At 38.4% G+C, this 19,026-nt stretch carries 17 protein-coding genes; 13 read left to right on the forward strand and 4 right to left on the reverse strand.

Features of this window, described 5'->3' with window-relative positions; translation table 11 throughout:
* The first annotated feature begins 22 nt into the window (after positions 1-22).
* The 11 genes from serC to ATS75_RS01725 all read left to right on the forward strand — a co-directional run bounded on the left by serC (position 23) and on the right by ATS75_RS01725 (position 11,110).
* The gene (gene serC, locus ATS75_RS01675; protein ID WP_058558684.1) at positions 23-1,105 is read left to right on the forward strand and encodes a 3-phosphoserine/phosphohydroxythreonine transaminase; all 1,083 of its coding nucleotides are present in this window, start codon (positions 23-25) and stop codon (positions 1,103-1,105) included.
* Positions 1,105-2,382: a 3-phosphoshikimate 1-carboxyvinyltransferase gene (gene aroA, locus ATS75_RS01680; RefSeq protein WP_058558685.1), complete on the forward strand. Its 1,278-nt coding sequence runs from the start codon at positions 1,105-1,107 to the stop codon at positions 2,380-2,382. Before serC ends, aroA begins: the two co-directional genes overlap by 1 nt.
* Before the next feature lie 106 nt (positions 2,383-2,488).
* The gene (gene cmk, locus ATS75_RS01685) at positions 2,489-3,199 is read left to right on the forward strand and encodes a (d)CMP kinase (protein ID WP_058558686.1); all 711 of its coding nucleotides are present in this window, start codon (positions 2,489-2,491) and stop codon (positions 3,197-3,199) included.
* Between the two features lie 98 nt (positions 3,200-3,297).
* Positions 3,298-4,965, forward strand: a complete 1,668-nt coding sequence (gene rpsA, locus ATS75_RS01690; protein ID WP_058558687.1) for a 30S ribosomal protein S1 — start codon at positions 3,298-3,300, stop codon at positions 4,963-4,965.
* Between the two features lie 61 nt (positions 4,966-5,026).
* Positions 5,027-5,314, forward strand: a complete 288-nt coding sequence (gene ihfB, locus ATS75_RS01695; protein WP_058558688.1) for an integration host factor subunit beta — start codon at positions 5,027-5,029, stop codon at positions 5,312-5,314.
* 20 nt (positions 5,315-5,334) lie between these two features.
* Positions 5,335-5,616 (forward strand): lipopolysaccharide assembly protein LapA domain-containing protein, encoded by a 282-nt coding sequence (locus ATS75_RS01700; protein ID WP_058558689.1) that lies wholly within the window; start codon positions 5,335-5,337, stop codon positions 5,614-5,616.
* A gap of 2 nt (positions 5,617-5,618) precedes the next feature.
* Entirely contained in the window at positions 5,619-6,755 is a 1,137-nt protein-coding gene (lapB, locus tag ATS75_RS01705; RefSeq protein WP_058558690.1) for a lipopolysaccharide assembly protein LapB, read from the forward strand.
* A gap of 35 nt (positions 6,756-6,790) precedes the next feature.
* Positions 6,791-7,501 (forward strand): orotidine-5'-phosphate decarboxylase, encoded by a 711-nt coding sequence (gene pyrF, locus ATS75_RS01710; RefSeq protein ID WP_058558691.1) that lies wholly within the window; start codon positions 6,791-6,793, stop codon positions 7,499-7,501.
* 353 nt (positions 7,502-7,854) lie between these two features.
* Positions 7,855-8,766, forward strand: coding sequence for a retron St85 family RNA-directed DNA polymerase (locus ATS75_RS01715; RefSeq protein WP_201020937.1), 912 nt, complete (start codon positions 7,855-7,857; stop codon positions 8,764-8,766).
* Positions 8,763-10,397 carry an AAA family ATPase gene (locus ATS75_RS01720; protein ID WP_058558693.1) on the forward strand — a complete coding sequence of 545 codons (1,635 nt, stop codon included), beginning with the start codon at positions 8,763-8,765 and terminating at the stop codon, positions 10,395-10,397. The genes ATS75_RS01715 and ATS75_RS01720 overlap by 4 nt, the downstream gene beginning before the upstream one ends.
* On the forward strand, positions 10,394-11,110 hold the full coding sequence (locus tag ATS75_RS01725; protein ID WP_058558694.1) for a retron system putative HNH endonuclease: 717 nt from the start codon (positions 10,394-10,396) through the stop codon (positions 11,108-11,110). Before ATS75_RS01720 ends, ATS75_RS01725 begins: the two co-directional genes overlap by 4 nt.
* A gap of 88 nt (positions 11,111-11,198) precedes the next feature.
* On the opposite strand, the gene ATS75_RS01730 is transcribed toward ATS75_RS01725, so the two are convergent.
* The 3 genes from ATS75_RS01730 to ATS75_RS01740 form a co-directional block, all read right to left on the reverse strand.
* Entirely contained in the window at positions 11,199-12,401 is a 1,203-nt protein-coding gene (locus tag ATS75_RS01730) for an IS256 family transposase (RefSeq protein WP_058558695.1), read from the reverse strand.
* A 115-nt stretch (positions 12,402-12,516) separates the two neighbouring features.
* Positions 12,517-13,347 carry a S1 RNA-binding domain-containing protein gene (locus ATS75_RS01735; RefSeq protein ID WP_058558696.1) on the reverse strand — a complete coding sequence of 277 codons (831 nt, stop codon included), beginning with the start codon at positions 13,345-13,347 and terminating at the stop codon, positions 12,517-12,519.
* Positions 13,348-13,349: 2 nt separating this feature from the next.
* Positions 13,350-14,675, reverse strand: a complete 1,326-nt coding sequence (locus tag ATS75_RS01740) for a DEAD/DEAH box helicase (RefSeq protein ID WP_058558697.1) — start codon at positions 14,673-14,675, stop codon at positions 13,350-13,352.
* A 207-nt stretch (positions 14,676-14,882) separates the two neighbouring features.
* Between ATS75_RS01740 and ATS75_RS01745 the strand changes: the two genes are divergently transcribed.
* On the forward strand, positions 14,883-15,890 hold the full coding sequence (locus tag ATS75_RS01745) for a rhodanese-related sulfurtransferase (protein WP_058558698.1): 1,008 nt from the start codon (positions 14,883-14,885) through the stop codon (positions 15,888-15,890).
* Positions 15,891-15,947: 57 nt separating this feature from the next.
* On the opposite strand, the gene ATS75_RS01750 is transcribed toward ATS75_RS01745, so the two are convergent.
* Entirely contained in the window at positions 15,948-17,018 is a 1,071-nt protein-coding gene (locus ATS75_RS01750; RefSeq protein WP_058558699.1) for a DUF3083 family protein, read from the reverse strand.
* Between the two features lie 251 nt (positions 17,019-17,269).
* On the opposite strand from ATS75_RS01750, the gene glnS reads away from it, so the two are divergent.
* Complete coding sequence (gene glnS, locus ATS75_RS01755) at positions 17,270-18,931, forward strand: glutamine--tRNA ligase (protein WP_058558700.1); 1,662 nt, start codon at positions 17,270-17,272, stop codon at positions 18,929-18,931.
* The last annotated feature ends 95 nt before the right edge of the window (positions 18,932-19,026 follow it).

Below are 19,026 nucleotides of genomic sequence, written 5' to 3' on the forward strand. Positions count from 1 at the left end.
ATTACTGGAATGAGGAAAGGTAATGAGTATATATAATTTTTGTGCGGGTCCGGCAATGCTACCGCCAGCGGTGATGGAAAAAGCACAAAAAGAATTTGTTGATTGGCAAAATCTAGGTGTGTCGGTGATGGAGATAAGTCACCGTAGTAAAGAATTTTTAGCACTAACTGAAAAGTGTGAAGCAAGCTTGCGTCGTTTAATGAATATTAGTGATCAGTTTGAAGTGCTATTTATGCACGGGGGTGGTCGAGGTCAATTTGCCGCTGTTCCTTTAAACTTGCACTTAGATGACAAAGCCGCTGTTTATTGTGAAAACGGTGTCTGGTCCAAAGGGGCTGTAGCTGAGGCTGTAAAGTTTACGCAAGTTGAAGAGCTTGATGTACGTAATGATACGAGCGAGCAGTTCTCAATAAAACCGGTAAGTGAATGGTCATTCCCGAAGGATGCTTCATATATTCATTACTGCCCAAATGAAACAATTGACGGCATTGAAGTGTTTGATGTACCAAGCCACCCAACAGCGCCTATTGTTGCTGATATGTCATCAACTATATTGTCCCGCGAATTTGATGTTAACCAGTTTGATTTAATTTATGCCGGTGCACAAAAGAATATAGGTCCTTCAGGGCTTGCCATTGTTATTGTTCGTAAAACTCTACTTGAACGCCAAGGACTCCCTAAACCAGGTGTATTTGATTATGCTCTTGAGGTTAAACAAGGCAGCATGTACAACACGCCGCCTACTTTTGCTTGGTACTTAGCCGCTGAAGTATTCGAGTGGCTTGAGCAAAATGGCGGTGTCAAAGCGATGGAGCAGCAAAATATTGCAAAAGCAGAGCTGTTATATGGATTTATTGACGAGTCACCGTTTTATACAAATAAAGTCGCTAAGCATTGCCGCTCTCGTATGAACGTACCGTTTTGGTTAAATGATGAAAGCTTAAATGAGCAGTTTTTAAACCAAGCTAAAGCAGCCGGTTTAGTTGCGCTTGAAGGTCATCGAATTGTAGGCGGGATGCGTGCAAGTATTTATAATGCAATGCCGCTTGCAGGGGTTCAAGCTTTAGTCAATTTTATGGCTGAGTTTGCGAAGGAGAACCGTTAATGGAACAACTTCATCTAGAACCTATTTCACGTGTTAATGGCAGTGTTACATTACCAGGGTCAAAAAGCTTGTCTAATAGAATTCTTCTATTAGCAGCCCTTGCCAAAGGGACTACCGTTGTTGAAAACTTACTTGATAGCGATGATATTCGCCACATGCTTGGTGCGCTAAAGCTATTAGGCGTTAATGTAGAACTCAATGAAGATAAAACAGTAGCAACGGTACAAGGTGTTGGAGGGGCGTTTTTAACGCCGTCAGAGCCTTTGTTCTTGGGTAACGCAGGAACGGCATATCGACCTTTAACCGCAGTATTAGCTGCTGTAAAGGGCGAGTATGAGTTAATTGGCGAGCCGCGTATGGAAGAACGACCAATTGGTCATTTGGTTGATGCATTACAATCCTTAGGCGGCAATGTTAGTTATTTAAAAAGCAAGGATTATCCACCACTGAAAATTTGTGGTGGCGAAATAGCTGGCGGCCAAGTAGAAATTGATGGCAGTATTTCCAGCCAGTTTCTAACCGCGCTATTAATGGCCGCACCGTTATTTAATGGTGATACCACAATCTCTATAAAAGGGACGCTTGTATCAAAGCCTTATATTGATATTACCTTAGATGTTATGGCGCGTTTTGGCATACAGGTTAGCCATGATGATTATCAAACCTTTTATGTTAAAGGCGCGCAGCAGTACCAAGCGGTTGAGCGTATTATGGTAGAGGGTGATGCCTCATCGGCTTCATATTTTGTTGCGGCAGCTGCAATAGCGGGCGGTGAAATTGAAATAAAAGGCGTGGGTGCTAAATCTGTTCAAGGTGATATTGGCTTTGCTAAAGTTATGGAACAGGTAGGAGCCAAAATTGATTGGTATGATGAGCGCTTAGTTGTTCGTAAAGGGCAGCTTAATGGGGTTGATATTGATGCTAACGCAATTCCAGATGCTGCAATGACCCTTGCAACTGTAGCCTTGTTTGCAAAAGGGCCAACGGCAATTCGTAATATTTACAACTGGCGCGTTAAAGAAACAGATAGGTTACATGCCATGGCAACAGAGCTTCGTAAAGTGGGGGCTGAGGTTGTTGAAGGTGACGATTATATTGAAATTACACCGCCAGAGCATTTCAATGATGTAGCAGTAGACACTTATGACGACCATCGAATTGCAATGTGTTTTTCAATGGTTGCGGTAGGCGGCAAAGCTATAACAATTAACGATCCTAAGTGCACATATAAAACGTTTCCTACCTTTTTCAAGGTATTAGAAAGTGTAAGTGAATAGATTCAAATCAATAAACATAAAAACTTACATACAAAAAGCGGATCTATTTTAATATCTGGCGTATAATACGGCGGTTTTATTTTGGTGTGCATTGCAGGAGGTTTAAATGCAGGCGTTATTAATGCCGGTAATCACCGTTGATGGCCCAAGTGGTTCAGGTAAAGGAACTGTTTGTCGCTTGTTAGCCGATAAATTAGGATGGGATGTACTAGACAGTGGCGCGATTTATCGTGTGTTGTCTCTCGCTGCACTTCATCATCAAATTGCTTTGGACAATGAAGAGGCCTTAGTGCCTTTAGCTGCCAATCTAGATGTGCAGTTTTTAGTTGATAGTGATACGAATGCCGGTAAAGTTATTCTTGAAGGCGAAGATGTTACAACAACGATCCGCAATGAGGATGTTGGCTCTGCTGCATCTAAAGTAGCAGCCCTTCCTCGCGTAAGAGAAGCGCTACTTCGTCGTCAACGTGCGTTTCGCACAGAAAATGGCTTGATTGCGGATGGACGTGATATGGGGACTGTGGTGTTTCCAGATGCGCCGCTAAAAATTTATTTAACCGCTAGTGCACAAGAACGAGCTCGCAGACGTTATGTTGAGTTGAACGAACGCGGTCTTGATGTTACACTAAGTGGTCTATTAGAAGACATTCAAGCACGTGATGATCGCGATATGAATCGTGAAGTTGCGCCGCTTGTGCCCGCAGAAGATGCTATTGAGCTTGATACTAGTGAGCTCAATGCTCAGCAAGTATTTGATAAAGTTATGACTTTGTTAGATTCAGCTATTTTTGAGGGTAAACTTCCGAAAAGAAGTTAAACACATTTTACATGCACCAGCAGGATGCCAGTGCTATTTTAACAACCCCATGCAGCATGGTTGCTTATTGGTATTAAATATATGAGACGTATATTCGTATGTCAGAAAATTTTGCGCAGTTATTTGAAGAAAGCCTAAAGGGTTTTGAAGCAGAGCAAGGCTCTATCGTTAAAGGTACAGTAATCTCAATTGAGAACAACATTGTACTTGTAGATGCTGGTCTTAAATCAGAAAGTGCTATCCCTGCAGAGCAATTCAAAAATGCTGCTGGTGAACTAGAAGTTGCTGTTGGCGACGAAGTAGATGTTGCACTAGATGCAATCGAAGACGGTTTCGGTGAAACTATCCTTTCTCGTGAGAAAGCGAAGCGTCACGAAGCGTGGATCCGTCTTGAGAAAGCATGTGAAGAGCAAGAGACTGTTACTGGTGTTATCAACGGTAAAGTTAAAGGCGGTTTCACAGTTGAAGTTGATTCAATCCGTGCTTTCCTACCTGGTTCACTTGTTGATGTTCGTCCAGTACGTGACACAACTCACCTTGAAGGCAAAGAGCTTGAATTTAAAGTAATCAAGCTTGACCAAAAACGTAACAACGTTGTTGTTTCACGTCGTGCAGTTATCGAATCAGAGAACTCACAAGAACGTGAAGAGCTTCTTGCTAACCTTGTTGAAGGCCAAGAAGTTAAAGGTATCGTTAAGAACCTTACTGACTACGGTGCATTCGTTGACCTTGGTGGTGTTGATGGTCTACTACACATTACTGATATGGCGTGGAAGCGTGTTAAGCACCCTTCAGAAATCGTTAATGTTGGCGACGAAATCGCAGTTAAAGTTCTTAAATTCGACAAAGATAAAACTCGTGTATCTCTAGGCCTTAAACAGCTTGGCGAAGATCCATGGGCAGCTATCGCTGGTCGTTACCCAGAAGGTTCTAAACTTTCTGGCCGTGTAACTAACCTTACTGATTACGGTTGCTTCGTAGAAATCGAAGAAGGCGTTGAAGGTCTAGTACACGTTTCTGAAATGGATTGGACTAACAAGAACATCCACCCTTCAAAAGTTGTTTCACTAGGTGACACTGTTGAAGTTATGGTTCTTGAAATCGACGAAGAACGTCGTCGTATTTCTCTAGGTCTTAAGCAATGTATTGCTAATCCTTGGCAAGAATTTGCTCGTCTTCAAAACAAAGGCGACCAAGTTACTGGTAAGATCAAATCAATCACTGACTTCGGTATCTTTATCGGTCTTGACGGTGGTATTGATGGTCTTGTACACCTTTCAGACATTTCTTGGAACACACCTGGCGAAGACGCTGTACGTGAATTCAAGAAAGGCGACGAAATCACTGCTATCGTATTGCAAGTTGACCCAGAGCGCGAACGTATCTCTCTAGGTGTTAAGCAAATCGAAGCTGACCCATTCAATAACTACCTTGATGCAAACAAAAAAGGTGCTATTGTTAAAGGTAAAGTGACTGAAGTTGATGCGAAAGGCGCAACTGTTGAACTTATCGAAGGCGTTGAAGGTTACATCCGTGTAGCTGATATCGCTCAAGAGCGCGTTGAAGATGCAACTTCTGTTGTTTCTGTAGGCGACGAAATCGAAGTGAAATATGTTGGTGTTGATCGTAAGAACCGCACTTTAAGCTTATCTGTTAAAGCTCTTTTCGAAGCAGAAGAGAAAGAAGCATTAGAGAAGCTTAAGAAAGAAGAGCCAGTGTTCGAAAACGCAATGGCTGCTGCATTCGCAAATGCACAAAAAGACTAATAATTAGTCTTCATTGGAAGGGCAGTGTTGCCCTTCCTTTATCTCTTTTTAAGGAAACGTTATGACTAAGTCAGAATTGATAGAACAACTAGCCGAACAACATGCTCACGTACCAGTGAAAGATGTTGAAAACGCCGTTAAAGAAATTCTTGAACAAATGGCCGGCTCATTATCAAACTCAGATCGTATTGAGATCCGTGGTTTTGGTAGTTTCTCACTTCATTTTCGTTCACCACGTACTGGTCGTAACCCTAAAACAGGCGATACGGTTGAGTTAGATGGTAAGCACGTACCCCATTTTAAACCTGGTAAAGAGCTACGAGATCGCGTTAACGCGAGCATTGCCTAGTTACCAGCAGGAGTAGTTACTTGTTTCGAGTATTAAAAATTATCCTCGTAGCAATATGCTTAGTATTTGCATTTGTACTTGGTTCTCAGAATCCGCAGTTAGTACAAATTAATTATATTATTGCCAGTAATACACTGCCTCTAGCTATGATTATAAGTATCTGCTTTGCTTTAGGTGTTGTCGTTGGTTGTTTTATTAGCTTTAAGTTATTTTCACAACTTAAATGGCAAAACTATCGTTTAAAGAAAAAGTTAGCACCTAAAAAAAACAATTCAAAGCTTGTTGCTAATAAAGATACTTAACTATGATTGAGCTTTTGTTTTTACTATTGCCCGTAGCGGCTGGCTACGGTTGGATTATGGGTAAAAATAGTGCTAAGAACCAAGCTCATCAATTAAACCGCCAAATAACCTCCGAATACAGTAAAGGCTTGAAGTTCTTACTCGATAGAGAAGAAGATCAAGGTTTAGAACACCTTATTAATTTGCTTGAAGTTGCCGCTGACTCTGTTGAGCACTATTCAACGCTAGCAACCATGTTTCGTCGTCGAGGTGAACTTGACCGTGCGATAAAAATTCATGAACTACTTTTAAAACACCCTAGTTTGAATGAGCAGCAAACTGCTGCTAGTCGTTTAGAGCTTGCCGAAGATTATATTATGGCAGGTATGCTTGATGGCGCTGAAGAACATTTAGTTTGGTTAGTAAAAGCAAGTCATGAACAAGCCGTTGATCCACTCCTCACTTTATACGCTCAAACAAGAGAGTGGGAAAAGGGGATTAACATGTTTGAGGCACACAGCGATTTATTTTCAAAGCCTCAACATTTTAAAGCTATAGCAAACTTTTATTGCGAAGCCGCTTTGCTTGAAAACGATCCGCAAATTATGCGAAAAGCAATCAGCTTAAACCATAAAACAATAAGACCATTATTTGAACTTGGTCAGTCAGCTTTTGCAAAAGAGGATTACGTAAAGGCAATCTATTATTGGCGTGAATTAATCTGTAATTTTACATTTTTTGCACCTGTATTCATTGAAGACTTGGCGCATAGCTACCATCAATTAAACTTAACTCATCAATTTCATGAGCTGCTTTTACAATTAATTGATAAAGGTGGTGTGTTAATAAAAATAAAACATTGCCAAGCATTGATAGAGCAGGGGCATACAGAACAAGCAATCAAGTTTCTTACTGATAGTCTCAAGCGCCAGCCTACTATTCGGGGTTTTAGTTTTTTACTGCAATTATTAGCAAAGCAAAATCACAACATCAAAGACGTTCTCGACCAGATCGATAACCTAGTTACTTCGTACATTGCCACAAAACCAGGTTTTCAATGCCAGCATTGTGGATTTACAAGTCACACTATTTATTGGGTTTGTCCATCTTGTAAGCATTGGGAAACCATAGTACCAAGCCGTGGCTTAGACGGTTTTTAATTTTAGTTATTACTTCAATTTGTTTTAGGAAAGTTATGTCACTCGACCAATCAAAAAAAGTTCTTATTGCCCTTGATTATGATGATCAACAAACTGCGTTAAATTTTGTTAAGCAACTTTCTCCAGATACGTGCCGATTGAAAGTAGGCAAAGAGATGTTTACTTATTTTGGTCCTGCATTTGTCAAAGAACTGATTGATTTAGGCTTTGACGTATTCTTAGATCTTAAATTTCATGATATTCCAAACACAGTAGCCAAGGCAGTAACAGCCGCGGCTAAAATGGGTGTATGGATGGTGAATGTTCACGCCAGTGGCGGTGTTGAAATGATGACTAAAGCCAAGCAAGCGCTTGAGCAGTTTGGCGATGATGCACCACTTTTAATCGCTGTTACTGTTTTAACCAGTATGGATGCGGCAGAGCTTTCTCGTTTAGGTGTTGATAAAACGCCAGAAGAGCAAGTAATCTATTTAGCAAAACTTGCAAAAGAATCTGGCCTTGATGGGGTAGTGTGCTCAGCGCAAGAAGCGAAAAAATTAAAAGCAGAATTAGGTGAAGAGTTTAAACTAGTGACCCCAGGCATTCGCCCAGCAGGCAGTGATGCAGGGGATCAAAAGCGTATTATGACACCTAAGCAAGCGATAGAAGATGGCAGTGACTATTTAGTTATTGGACGACCAATTACACAAGCGGCTGATCCTGTTGCAACACTTAAAGAAATTAATGACTCGTTAAAAGACACTTAATTTTCGTTTGGATTTTTTGGTAACAATATTGTCTGTAGTTAAATATAAAAATATTTTTACCTGTTAATAATTTCAAATTTAAGTTCCTCATCCTATTTTGATTAATTAGGGTGTTGTTAATTAAATTTTTATAAATTAGAATTAGTTTGTCTTTTAGCGAATGAGGCATTTATGCCTAGTCGGGTGTTTAGCCAGACTCTAACTTATTGAACGAGATTGTATGCGATATCTGCGCATACAAAGCTCGTTCCTCACTTTGTATGCGCAGATATCGCATTAACTAGTAAAAGACAACCTACTGATATGGCCCAATACTGGGCCATATATTCTTAGGGAATTGTTTAATGGAGATCGTGAAACTTCTTTCAGAAAAATCTAATTTGACTGAAGACCAAATATCAAGAATATTAGTTAATGGTTCAAGAAAATATAAAGTCTATTTGATCCCTAAGCGTAGTCACGGTAATCGTGTGATAGCCCACCCAGCAAAAAAACTAAAACTTCTTCAGAAAGACTTTTTAAAAATAGTTGATTTTCCATATCATGAGTGTTCGATGGCTTATGAAAAAGGCACTGGTATTAAGAAAAATGCATTTGCTCATTCAAAGAATGAGTTTTTATTAAAAATGGATTTAGCTGAGTTTTTTAATTCCATAACACCAACTATTTTTTGGTCTGCTTTTTCAAAGTACTTTAATATAACACCCAACCATATAGATTCTTATTTTGTTAATAATTTGATTTTTTGGCTTAAAGAAGGAGATAAGGCTGTCCTCAGTGTTGGAGCACCAAGTTCTCCAAAAATTTCAAATTTTTGCATGTTTCAATTTGATGAAATAGTTTTTCAATATTGTAATGAAAGCTTTATTACGTATACAAGATATGCTGATGATATGACTTTTTCAACGAATGTAAGAGAAATACTTTTCACTATACCATCTTTCGTAGAATCATTATTGTTTCAATTATTCGGCACTGCTATAGCAATAAACTACTCTAAAACAGTTTTTTCTTCTAAGGCTCACAATCGGCATGTAACAGGTGTTACCATCACAAATGAGGGGGCGTTATCATTAGGGAGGAAAAGAAAGAGATATATTAAACATTTGACGCATCAATTTGTTACAGGTGTTATTGATAAAGAAAATATAGCTCATTTAAGAGGGTTACTGGCTTTCTCGAATGATATTGAACCATCATTTCTTTCAACTCTTGATAGGAAATATGGTCCTGGTATTACGACAAAAATTATGGAAATAAAATGAATGACTCTCGGCTAAAAGCTAAAATTTCTAGATATGAGAATGGAGACATTTCGGCTGCTTTTGACTTGTTTAAAAAAAATTACGAAGATGGTCAACTAGAAACTTCGCTAAAATATATGGATTTTTGTTTAAGTGAAACCTTAAGTATTGATAAAAATTTTAAGCCTAAAAATAAGATTTTTTTAAAAGATCTTCATTTAGTTAATTTCCGTCAATTTAAAAATTTAAAAATTAATTTTGAAAGTGACTTAACAGTAATCATAGGTCCGAATGGTTCTGGAAAAACAAGTATTTTAGATGCTTTAACTAAAACAATATCATTTATAAACGCTAGGTTTTTAAGACAAGGAAGAAGTGGAAAACCACTAACTCGAAGTGACGTGAGAGTTAATTGTAATTCTTGCGCTGAAGTAATTACTTCTTTAGAGTTGGGTCCAAACACACATTATTCATGTAATTTAGTAAGGCCGTCAGATGGTATTAGTTCACCTAAAAGTAGTCAATTAGATAGTTATCATGAATTTTCATCACTTTATAGAGTTACTAACGATGTACAGAAAAATCTAAGAGATGAAGAAATTAACTTCCCATTATTTGCTTCATACTCGGTTTTAAGAACTTATAATAAGAAAGATGTACTGTCTTATGATTTAGAAATGCTTCCAAAAATTTCCGCAGAGAATAGACTAGATGCAATCGATCCGTCTGCAATCGATGGTACATCAAATTTAGACACATTTTTAGAATGGTATGTTGCTTTAACTTTTATGGCTGAAGAATCGGCTGAAGAAAATAAAATACAATCTTTAGAAGACCAATATCGCTCCTTAAAAGAAATAGTTACTTCCGATTCACATCCATTAAAGTCATTATTAGATGACACTCAATTCAAATTACAAGAGCTTAAGAGTAAAAAAACTGTTGTAAAAAATAATAACTACTCTAAATCAAAATTAATTATTGATAATGCCTTAATTAAAGGTGTGCCTGGTATAACTAGTATTAAGGTTGATACATCGACAGGGCGGGCTGAAGTACAAGCTACTATAGATAACAATTCGATAGTAATTAAAAATCTATCTCAAGGGCAGCAAGTAATTATTGGAATTCTAGCAGATGTTTCTAGAAGGTTAATTATGCTTAATCCAACTCTGGATAACCCTCTGCATGGACAAGGGGTGATTTTAATAGATGAAATTGAAATGCATTTGCACCCTAAGTGGCAACTTTTTTTACTTGAAAGCTTACAAAATACCTTCCCAAATCTGCAGCTTATTTTGACAACCCATAGTCCACAAATACTCTCAACTACTAAAAAGGATAAAATTAGAGTTATAGGGGTTAATGTTGACAATGAATTAATCGCAGTTTCACCAGTTAATGAGACTCTTGCTCATCCTAGTACAGATATTCTAGAGTCTGTAATGAAAGTTTCTAGCATTCCAGAGCTACCTATTACATCTGAATTAAATAAATATCGTGCTCTAATAGAGCAAGGTGATATAGAGTCTGAGGATATACTTACTGAAATTGAGAGGTATAAATCATTACTGGATAAAGAGATAGGTAATCAGCACCCTGAAATGATTAAGCTTGATATGGTATTACGGCGAAGGAAAATACTAGGGTGAAATATATAATAAAACAACCTGGCCACAGACTTTTAGAACTTAAAAATGTCAATCCACCTACTTGTGCACGAACAGCCACAACAGCTTGGAAGAATTTTAAAGGGAAAAGTGAAACTGCTCAATATTGTTTTAGAGAACAAAAAGGTTTATGTGGGTATAGCGAAGTTCAACTTGTCTATAGTACACCCATACTAGATGATATTACTTTTAATGATCTAGGAGTAGACTTAGGTTATCACATTGAACATATAGTTCCTAAAAGCACTCAGCCAGATAAAACATTTGATCATCTAAATCTTATTTTAAGTTCCATATGTTCTGAATCCCTAAAGTCTTTAGACAGACGAGATGTATTTGGAGGTCATGCTAAACAAAGCTGGTATTGCCCTAATGGTTTTATACATCCTTTACTTGAAGAGTGTATAAAGTACTTTCATCACGAAATGAGTGGTAGGGTTATTCCAAAAGCAAATTTAGAGAGAAGGGAAAAAGCTAAAGCAAGATTAACTATATATAGGCTCAACTTAAACGCATCTATTTTAGTTAATTGGAGAAGAAACTGGTTAGAACAATTAACAAAAATTATCGATAGTTTACTTGATAACCCTGATGCTTTAAAAGCATTTGCTGAGTTAGAGTTAACCCCAGTTAATGATATCTTGAGGCCGTTTTACTCAGCACAAAAGCAAGTATTTGGAAGGTTAAATGTTTAATATGGAATTAATGGGGATGGCTTTAATAGAATAAGCAGTTTTAGATAATAAAAAGAGGGCGTTCAAAATTCTGTGTCAGCTTAAATTCTTAAATATCGAGTACGCTGTCTAAGCGTCCTTCAAAATAAATGGCCAACTGAGATAAACACAAGCTCCAATTGTGGATTGGCATGGTCCATTTCTCAGTGGCGTTTAATATGCCAGCATAAAGTAATTTCAACAAGCTGTTTTCGTTTGGAAAAGCGCCTTTCGTCTTCGTTAATTTTCTAAACTGGCGATGTACAGCCTCAACTGCATTCGTCGTATAAATTACCTTGCGAATATGCTCTGGATACTTGAAGTATGCCGATAAACTATGCCATTTATTGCGCCAAGAATTAATCACAAGTGGGTAAGAACTACCCCATTTGGCCTCAAGTTCATCAAGTGCTAACTCAGCAGCCTCTTTTGTTGCTGCACGATATACTGGCTTTAAGTCAGCCATGAACGCCTTTTGATTTTTAGAGGCAACATACTTCATTGAATTTCGTATCTGATGAACAATACATAATTGAACTTCTGTCTCTGGAAAAATAGCAGCAATGGCTTCAGGAAAGCCTGTTAGCCCGTCAACACATGCAATTAGTATATCTTTAACGCCTCGATTATTTAAATCAGTAAGAACCGACAACCAGTAGTTAGCGCCTTCATTTTCAGATAAATGCAAGCCAAGTATTTCTTTTTTGCCATGAACATCTAGCCCTAATAACGTATAAACAGCTTTACTAATATAGCGGCCATCTTCTTTGACCTTGTAATGAATAGCATCAAGCCAAACAATCGGATAGTGACTATCAAGTGGCCGTTGTTGCCATGCTTTGAGCTCCGGTATAAGTTTATCGGTAATAGCACTTATCGTACCTGTGGCAACGTTCATGCCGTACATATCTTCAATGTGTTTATTGATGTCTCGATAACTCATGCCCATGCTGAACATAGATAGGATTTTTGAGTCTATTTCATCACTAAGCGTGGTTTGATTTTTTTTGACGAGTTGAGGCTCAAAGCTACCACTTCGATCTCTTGGAGTATCTAGCTCAAAATTGCCAACTGATGTCTTAACGGTTTGAGTGCTAGAGCCATTTCTACGGTTGGGCTCCTGCTCATTAGCAAGATGCTGTTCAAGCTCAGCCTGAAGTGCTGACTCAGTTAGCTGTTTGATAAGTGATGTGAGCACACCATCTTTACCATTAAGTTTTTTACCTGATTGAAGTGCCTTAACTGCATCTTCGAAGTTGAATTGATTTGTCATGTGTCATTCCTGTTTTTATCAGTTTACTGAAATGACACAGATCTTTGAACACTACCAATAAAAAAGAGTCAATAGAAAACTGACTCTTTTACGGCAAATAAAGTTGACTACACTTCTATTTCAACCTAATAGACTTAGCTTCAATATCAATTAACCCTTGCTTAAACAAACCGCCAATCGCTTTTTTGTAGTTTGCTTTGCTGGTTGAGAACACTTTTTTGATAAGCTCTGGCTCTGATTTATCACCTATAGCTAAAACACCGCCTTCGTGCTTTAACTTATCCATGATCTTTTCACCAAGCTCACTGACTTTTCCCATGCCTGGCTTTTCAAGAATGACATCAATTTTGCCATCTTCACGGACTTTTTGAATAAAGCCTTTTAGTTTTTGGCCAACAAATAAGTTTTTAAACACCATATTATAAAAAACCACGCCGAAATGCGCTTCTTCAACTAACACCCTGTAACCAATGTCAGTTTTGCCTGCAACAATTAAATTAACTTCTTGTAAGTGAGTATATTGCGGTTCTTCTTTAGAAAGAAAACGATTGAAATTGCTAGATGCACAAATACGTGAGCTGGCGTTGTCTAAGTAAAGACGTACTAAGTATGAGTGACCTTCTTGCATACGAGGCTTTTGTTCATTAAATGGGGCAAGTACATCTTTATCTAAGCCCCAATCTAAGAAAGCCCCAATGCTATTAATTTCTTTAACTCGAAGTAGGGCGTATTCGCCGACTTGCGCGTGTGGCTTTTTGGTTGTGGCTGTAGGTAGATTTGCATTATCTAAAAAGATAAAAACACTGATGCTGTCACCGGCTTCAAGCTCATGTTTAATTTCATGGCTAGGAAGAAAAACTTCGCCTAAATCGTGGCCATCAAGGTAAGCACCTTCATTACTGACTTCATTGACAAATAAGGTTTGGGTTGTACCAAGGTAACTCATAATTATTCCTGCTCTGGCTTTTTACGACGACGCATAGGCGCATCACCATCAATATTTAAGGGTGCTTTTATAGGGGCTTGTGGCTTTTTAGGCTTAGCTTTTCGCTTAGGTGTAGCTTTAGCTTTTGGCTTTACTTTATCATTAACTTTATTCTGAACTTGTGGTTTTTTATCCCGTAGGCCTTTAAATTTACCCGTTAGCCCTTCAACAGTGTGGAACTCTAACTCATCATTTAAAAATGACTTTATAGCTTTATAACTTGGCCAATCTTTAGGTCCTACCAATGATATTGCTGTGCCTTTAAAACCGGCACGACCAGTTCGGCCAATACGGTGAACGTATTCTTCTGCATGTTTTGGCAAGTCAAAGTTAATAACATGGGTGACACTTAACAAGTCTAAGCCGCGAGAAGCAACATCTGTGGTAATAAGCACTTTGAAGTTTTCTCGGCTGAAGGCATCCATGATATCCAAACGCTTACTTTGCGTTAAATCACCAGCAAGGGCCTGTGCTTTTAGCCCTTTACTATTTAAAAGCTCACTTAATCGTGCTGTGTCTGCGCGCGTTGCTGTAAAAATAATACATTGGCCAACGTCATCTTGTTTCACAAAGTGCGCTAATAGCGCTTCTTTGTGATCAAGGTAATCTGCTAAATATAAACTCTGTTTGATATCAGAGTGCTGCTCGTTTGCGGCGCTGAGCATGATTTGCTTTGGCTTTTTAAGTAAATTACGCGATAGGGCATCAACTTGTGCGTGATCAAGCGTTGCTGAAAACAATAATGTTTGGCGTAAACGGTGATTGGCTAATTCATTGATCATTTTAAGTTGTTCAGTAAAACCAAGATCAAGGATACGGTCAGCTTCGTCAAAAATTAATAACTCTAAGCCACTTAATTGCAGTGAGCGTTGAGTGAGGTGATCCGCTAGTCTACCCGGCGTAGCTACCACAAAATGCGGGTCATTTCTCAGCGCTTTTATTTGATCATTAAAGTTTTCACCACCGAGTATTTTTAGCGCTTTAATATTTGTTCCTGCGATAAGTAATCTAAGTTGAGTAAAAACTTGAGTGGCAAGCTCTCTGGTAGGAGCGACAATTAAAACGCGCGGGTCACGTTTACTGAGCGCTTTTTGCTTCATAACACGTTGTACGGCTGGTAATAAAAACGCCAATGTTTTACCTGAGCCAGTTTTAGATTGAGCAAAAATATCATGGCCAGCCAAAGCTGTAGGCACAGCGTGTGCCTGAATATCAGTTGGCTGAGTAATGCCTTGATGCGCAAGTTGAGTTTCAAGGCGGTTATCAATGCCAAGATCAGTAAAGTGCAAAGTGTCTATCTCCAAATGAGTAATTTAAATCTTCATAAATCTGAACGCTATTATAGCTTAGTCCTATGCATCGCTGACAGTAAAAACCAGACAATCATAGGTTTTTTTGCATTTAAAAAGAAAAAGCGTAAAATATGCGCCCCAATGCGCCGGATTTACGATTCGGTAAACGCCCCTTGCGGGTTTTAAAAGCAAAATAGGAAAACCATGACTGCAATCCATAAAGATAATGTAACTAGTGAACACTTTGTTGTGTGCGCTATGTATAAATTTGTTTCTCTACCTGATTTTGAGGCACTTCGCCAACCTTTACTTGATGTAATGGAGCAAAACGACGTACGAGGCACTTTGTTAATTGCCGCAGAAGGCATAAACGGTACTGTCGCTGCAAAACGCCAAGGCATTGATAATTTACTGGCGTGGTTAGACACTCAACCGAATCTAGACAATATTGTTACTAAAGAATCATATGATGATGAATGCCCGTTTTATCGTACAAAAGTAAAACTAAAGAAAGAAATTGTCACTATGGGTGTTGAAGGTATTGACCCTCTAAAAGTGGTTGGTAGTTATGTGAAGCCTCAAGATTGGAATGCACTTATCTCAGACCCTGAAGTAATTTTAGTTGATACCCGTAACGACTATGAAATTGAAATTGGTACGTTTGAAAACGCAGTTGATCCAAATACAAAAACATTCCGTGAATTCCCGCAGTGGGCAAAAGAAAACCTTGATCCAGAAAAGCATAAAAAAGTAGCTATGTTTTGTACTGGTGGTATTCGCTGTGAAAAATCAACAGCTTATATGAAAGAGCAAGGATTTGATGAGGTATACCACCTTGAAGGCGGCATATTAAAATATTTAGAAGAAGTACCAAAAGAAGACACCATGTGGGAAGGTGAGTGCTTTGTATTTGATAACCGAGTTGCGGTAAATCATGACTTACAAAAAGGCTCTTACGATCAATGCCATGCGTGTCGTATGCCAATTACCGAAGAAGAAAAGCAAAAGCCTGAATATATGGAAGGGGTGTCATGTCATCACTGTATTGATGATGTAACCGACGAGCAACGTGCTCGCTTTGCTGAGCGTCAAAAGCAAATAGAATTGGCGCAAGCACGCGGTGAAGGCCACATTGGTAACGAAGCTCAAGCTGTTTTACAACAACGCAAAGAAGCAAAAAAAGCGCAAAAAGAAGCGCAACGTAAACAGTAACACCCCTTTGTATTGTTAATAAAAAACCCCAGTTTTATGGGGTTTTTTATTGCCTGTTTATTCGAAATAACTAATGTGCTGAAAAAACCTGACAGTGAGATCTTGACGCTCTTTGTTTATTGCTAAAGGTTCAACCATTTCGCGGATCACACTTTCAACTTTATTCATGAATCGACCATGGCCTATTCCTTGTTCATCACTATCGCTCGCTACGATGACAAAATGCATCGTTTCAACCAGCTTGTCATCTAACCAATGTTGACTGTATTTTGGCGTATTTTCTGACGTCGAAAAGCTCAGTTTTTGTAGTTCACCATTGCTGTCATCTTTATCTATTTGACTGTTACGAATAATAGGCATACACCCATTTGCAACCATTGCTGCTAAATTTAGCTGCTTAGACTCGCAATGCTGAACTAGCATCGTGTAGAAATGGTTATAAAAATCAAAGTAATTTGGTTTATTCAACAAGTGTTGAAATTGTGTCTTAAGCATACGCGTAACGGGAATTCTAAATGTCGCGTAAGTCATCTCATTATGTTCTTTAGGTAAAGCGCAATGTCTACTTTGGTAACGTTGATATAAACCACGTAATTTATACCCGTAACTCTCTTTACAACCTTTTGCTTTGGCAAATAAATCATATGTTAAATGCTGGTGATCACGCACTTTAAACTGCTCTTCTCCTTCAAGTATACTATTTTGCAGATTAGAGAGAACTTTAACGACTTTAGCATGAAAGATTGCGCTATTAGCACGAAGGTCATCCCCAGTGGCTAAAAATAGTAACCTAATTTTTTTACTGGCATGATCATCATTATAAAAACATTTATGTGCTTCGTGGTAACGTGGGTTATAAAAAAATAAAATTTGTTTATCTGTTTGTAAGTTATATGACTCTTCATGAAACCTTACAACGGGCAGTTTATCATTCGCTATTAAGTGTACATTATGCAGTTCGTATTCATCACATAACGCAAACAGTTGACGTGATAAACGCTCATAACACTGTCGTGGGTCTGTGAAATTTGCGTAGAGTTCATTACTTGGATTAAACTCTGCGAGAATGTATTGGTTTGCGCGTGCAGTAGTGGGAATATAAACACGATGCTGTGATAGTGAAGCCATTAATTTGTCCCTAATAGTGTTTCGTTAATGGCGCTACTTTAACGCGTTTGAATGACTCTTTTATTGCGCTAGAACAAATTTCCTTCATTCCTAGCCTACAATTGAATACTCAAAAATTAGCGCTGCCTACTTGTTTCAAATTAACAGGTATAATATGTAATAAACCGACATCTATTACTGTATGTTAAGGTTTGTTTTTGTAATAATGCATTAGTTTTGTCACCATGCACTTATGTGAGGAATATACTCCTATGGCGGAAATTGAGAATCGCCCAAGTAATTTTATTAGAACCCGAATTGATGAAGATTTAGCATCAGGTAAACATGCAACAACGCATACCCGTTTTCCACCTGAGCCTAATGGTTTTCTGCATATCGGTCATGCGAAGTCTATTTGCTTAAATTTTGGTATTGCTCAGGATTATAATGGCCTTTGTAATTTACGTTTTGATGATACGAATCCAGAAAAAGAAGACATCAACTACGTAAACTCCATCAAAGAAGACGTGCAATGGTTAGGCTTTCAATGGGATGGCGAAATAAATTACTCATCCAACTACTTTGATACACTTTATGATTATGCTGTTGAATTAATAAACAAAGGCCTGGCGTATGTATGTTTTTTAACAGCAGACCAAGCACGTGAGTATCGTGGTACCTTGAAGGAGCCGGGCAAAAACAGCCCGACACGTGATACATCACCCGAAGAGAATTTAGCGCTATTTGAAAAAATGCGCAACGGTGAGTTTAAAGAAGGTGAATGTGTACTGCGTGCCAAAATTGATATGGCCAGTTCATTTATGGTTCTTCGCGATCCAATTATCTATCGCGTGCGTTTTGCTCATCATCATCAAACTGCTGATAAGTGGTGCATTTACCCAATGTATGATTTCACGCATTGTATTTCAGATGCGCTAGAGGGTATTACCCATTCTTTGTGTACACTCGAGTTCCAAGATAACCGACGTTTATACGACTGGGTACTTGAAAACATCAGCTTAGAATGTCATCCACAACAAATCGAGTTTTCAAGATTAAACCTTGAATACACGATTATGTCTAAACGAAAGTTAAATGATCTTGTTGTGAATAACCATGTAGAAGGATGGGATGACCCACGTATGCCGACAATTGCTGGTCTGCGTCGTCGTGGTTATACACCTACTTCTATTCGTGAGTTTTGTTTACGCATTGGTGTTACCAAGCAAGAAAATATGGTTGAAATGGGCATGCTTGAAGCATGTATCCGTGAAGACTTAAACGAAAATGCACCTCGAGCTATGGCTGTTCTTGACCCTGTGAAGTTGGTTATTGAAAACTTTGATGGTGATAAAGAGGTTTTATCAGTTGCAAATCACCCGAATAAAGAAGAAATGGGTCGTCGTGACGTTCCGTTTACGCGTGAATTATATATAGAACGCGAAGATTTCCGTGAAGAAGCAAATAATAAGTTCAAACGTTTAGTCCTTGATAAAGAAGTGCGCTTACGTGGTGCTTATGTGATAAAAGCGAATCGCGTAGAAAAAGATGAAACGGGTGAAATTACAACTATATATTGTACTTATGATCCTGAGACTTTGGGTAAAAACCCATCTGATGGACGTAAAGTTAAAGGTGTAATTCATTGGGTAAGTGCACCTGAATCAGTAACTGCTGAAGTGCGTTTATATGACCGTTTGTTTAGTGTACCAAACCCAGCTGCTGCTGAAGATTTTGCAACTACACTAAACCCTGAGTCATTAGTGGTTCTAACCAACGCGAAGCTTGAGCCATCACTTGAAAAAGCAACACCTGCTCAAGGTTTTCAGTTTGAACGAACAGGGTACTTTAGTCGTGATACTAAATCAGAGACTTTAGTGTTTAATCAAACTGTGGGTCTTCGTGATTCATGGGCTAAGGTAGAACAGAAGTAATTCTGTTCTATACCCAAACCATATCAAGATGCGGGTTTTTGTATTTTGTTATGGATTGGGTATATAAACATTTGATACAAAAAAACCTGCATTAA

This window comes from Pseudoalteromonas sp. H105, from assembly GCF_001469215.1.
Lineage (GTDB): Bacteria > Pseudomonadota > Gammaproteobacteria > Enterobacterales > Alteromonadaceae > Pseudoalteromonas.

Excerpts from the sequence above, each read along its gene's own strand:
- cmk (WP_058558686.1), top strand. The coding sequence starts at position 2,489 with ATGCAGGCGTTATTAATGCCGGTAATCACCGTTGATGGCCCAAGTGGT.
- serC (WP_058558684.1), top strand. The coding sequence starts at position 23 with ATGAGTATATATAATTTTTGTGCGGGTCCGGCAATGCTACCGCCAGCG.
- ATS75_RS01720 (WP_058558693.1), top strand. The coding sequence starts at position 8,763 with ATGAATGACTCTCGGCTAAAAGCTAAAATTTCTAGATATGAGAATGGA.
- aroA (WP_058558685.1), top strand. The coding sequence starts at position 1,105 with ATGGAACAACTTCATCTAGAACCTATTTCACGTGTTAATGGCAGTGTT.
- ATS75_RS01735 (WP_058558696.1), bottom strand. The coding sequence starts at position 13,347 with ATGAGTTACCTTGGTACAACCCAAACCTTATTTGTCAATGAAGTCAGT.
- ATS75_RS01730 (WP_058558695.1), bottom strand. The coding sequence starts at position 12,401 with ATGACAAATCAATTCAACTTCGAAGATGCAGTTAAGGCACTTCAATCA.
- lapB (WP_058558690.1), top strand. The coding sequence starts at position 5,619 with ATGATTGAGCTTTTGTTTTTACTATTGCCCGTAGCGGCTGGCTACGGT.
- glnS (WP_058558700.1), top strand. The coding sequence starts at position 17,270 with ATGGCGGAAATTGAGAATCGCCCAAGTAATTTTATTAGAACCCGAATT.
- pyrF (WP_058558691.1), top strand. The coding sequence starts at position 6,791 with ATGTCACTCGACCAATCAAAAAAAGTTCTTATTGCCCTTGATTATGAT.
- rpsA (WP_058558687.1), top strand. The coding sequence starts at position 3,298 with ATGTCAGAAAATTTTGCGCAGTTATTTGAAGAAAGCCTAAAGGGTTTT.
- ATS75_RS01745 (WP_058558698.1), top strand. The coding sequence starts at position 14,883 with ATGACTGCAATCCATAAAGATAATGTAACTAGTGAACACTTTGTTGTG.
- ATS75_RS01750 (WP_058558699.1), bottom strand. The coding sequence starts at position 17,018 with ATGGCTTCACTATCACAGCATCGTGTTTATATTCCCACTACTGCACGC.
- ihfB (WP_058558688.1), top strand. The coding sequence starts at position 5,027 with ATGACTAAGTCAGAATTGATAGAACAACTAGCCGAACAACATGCTCAC.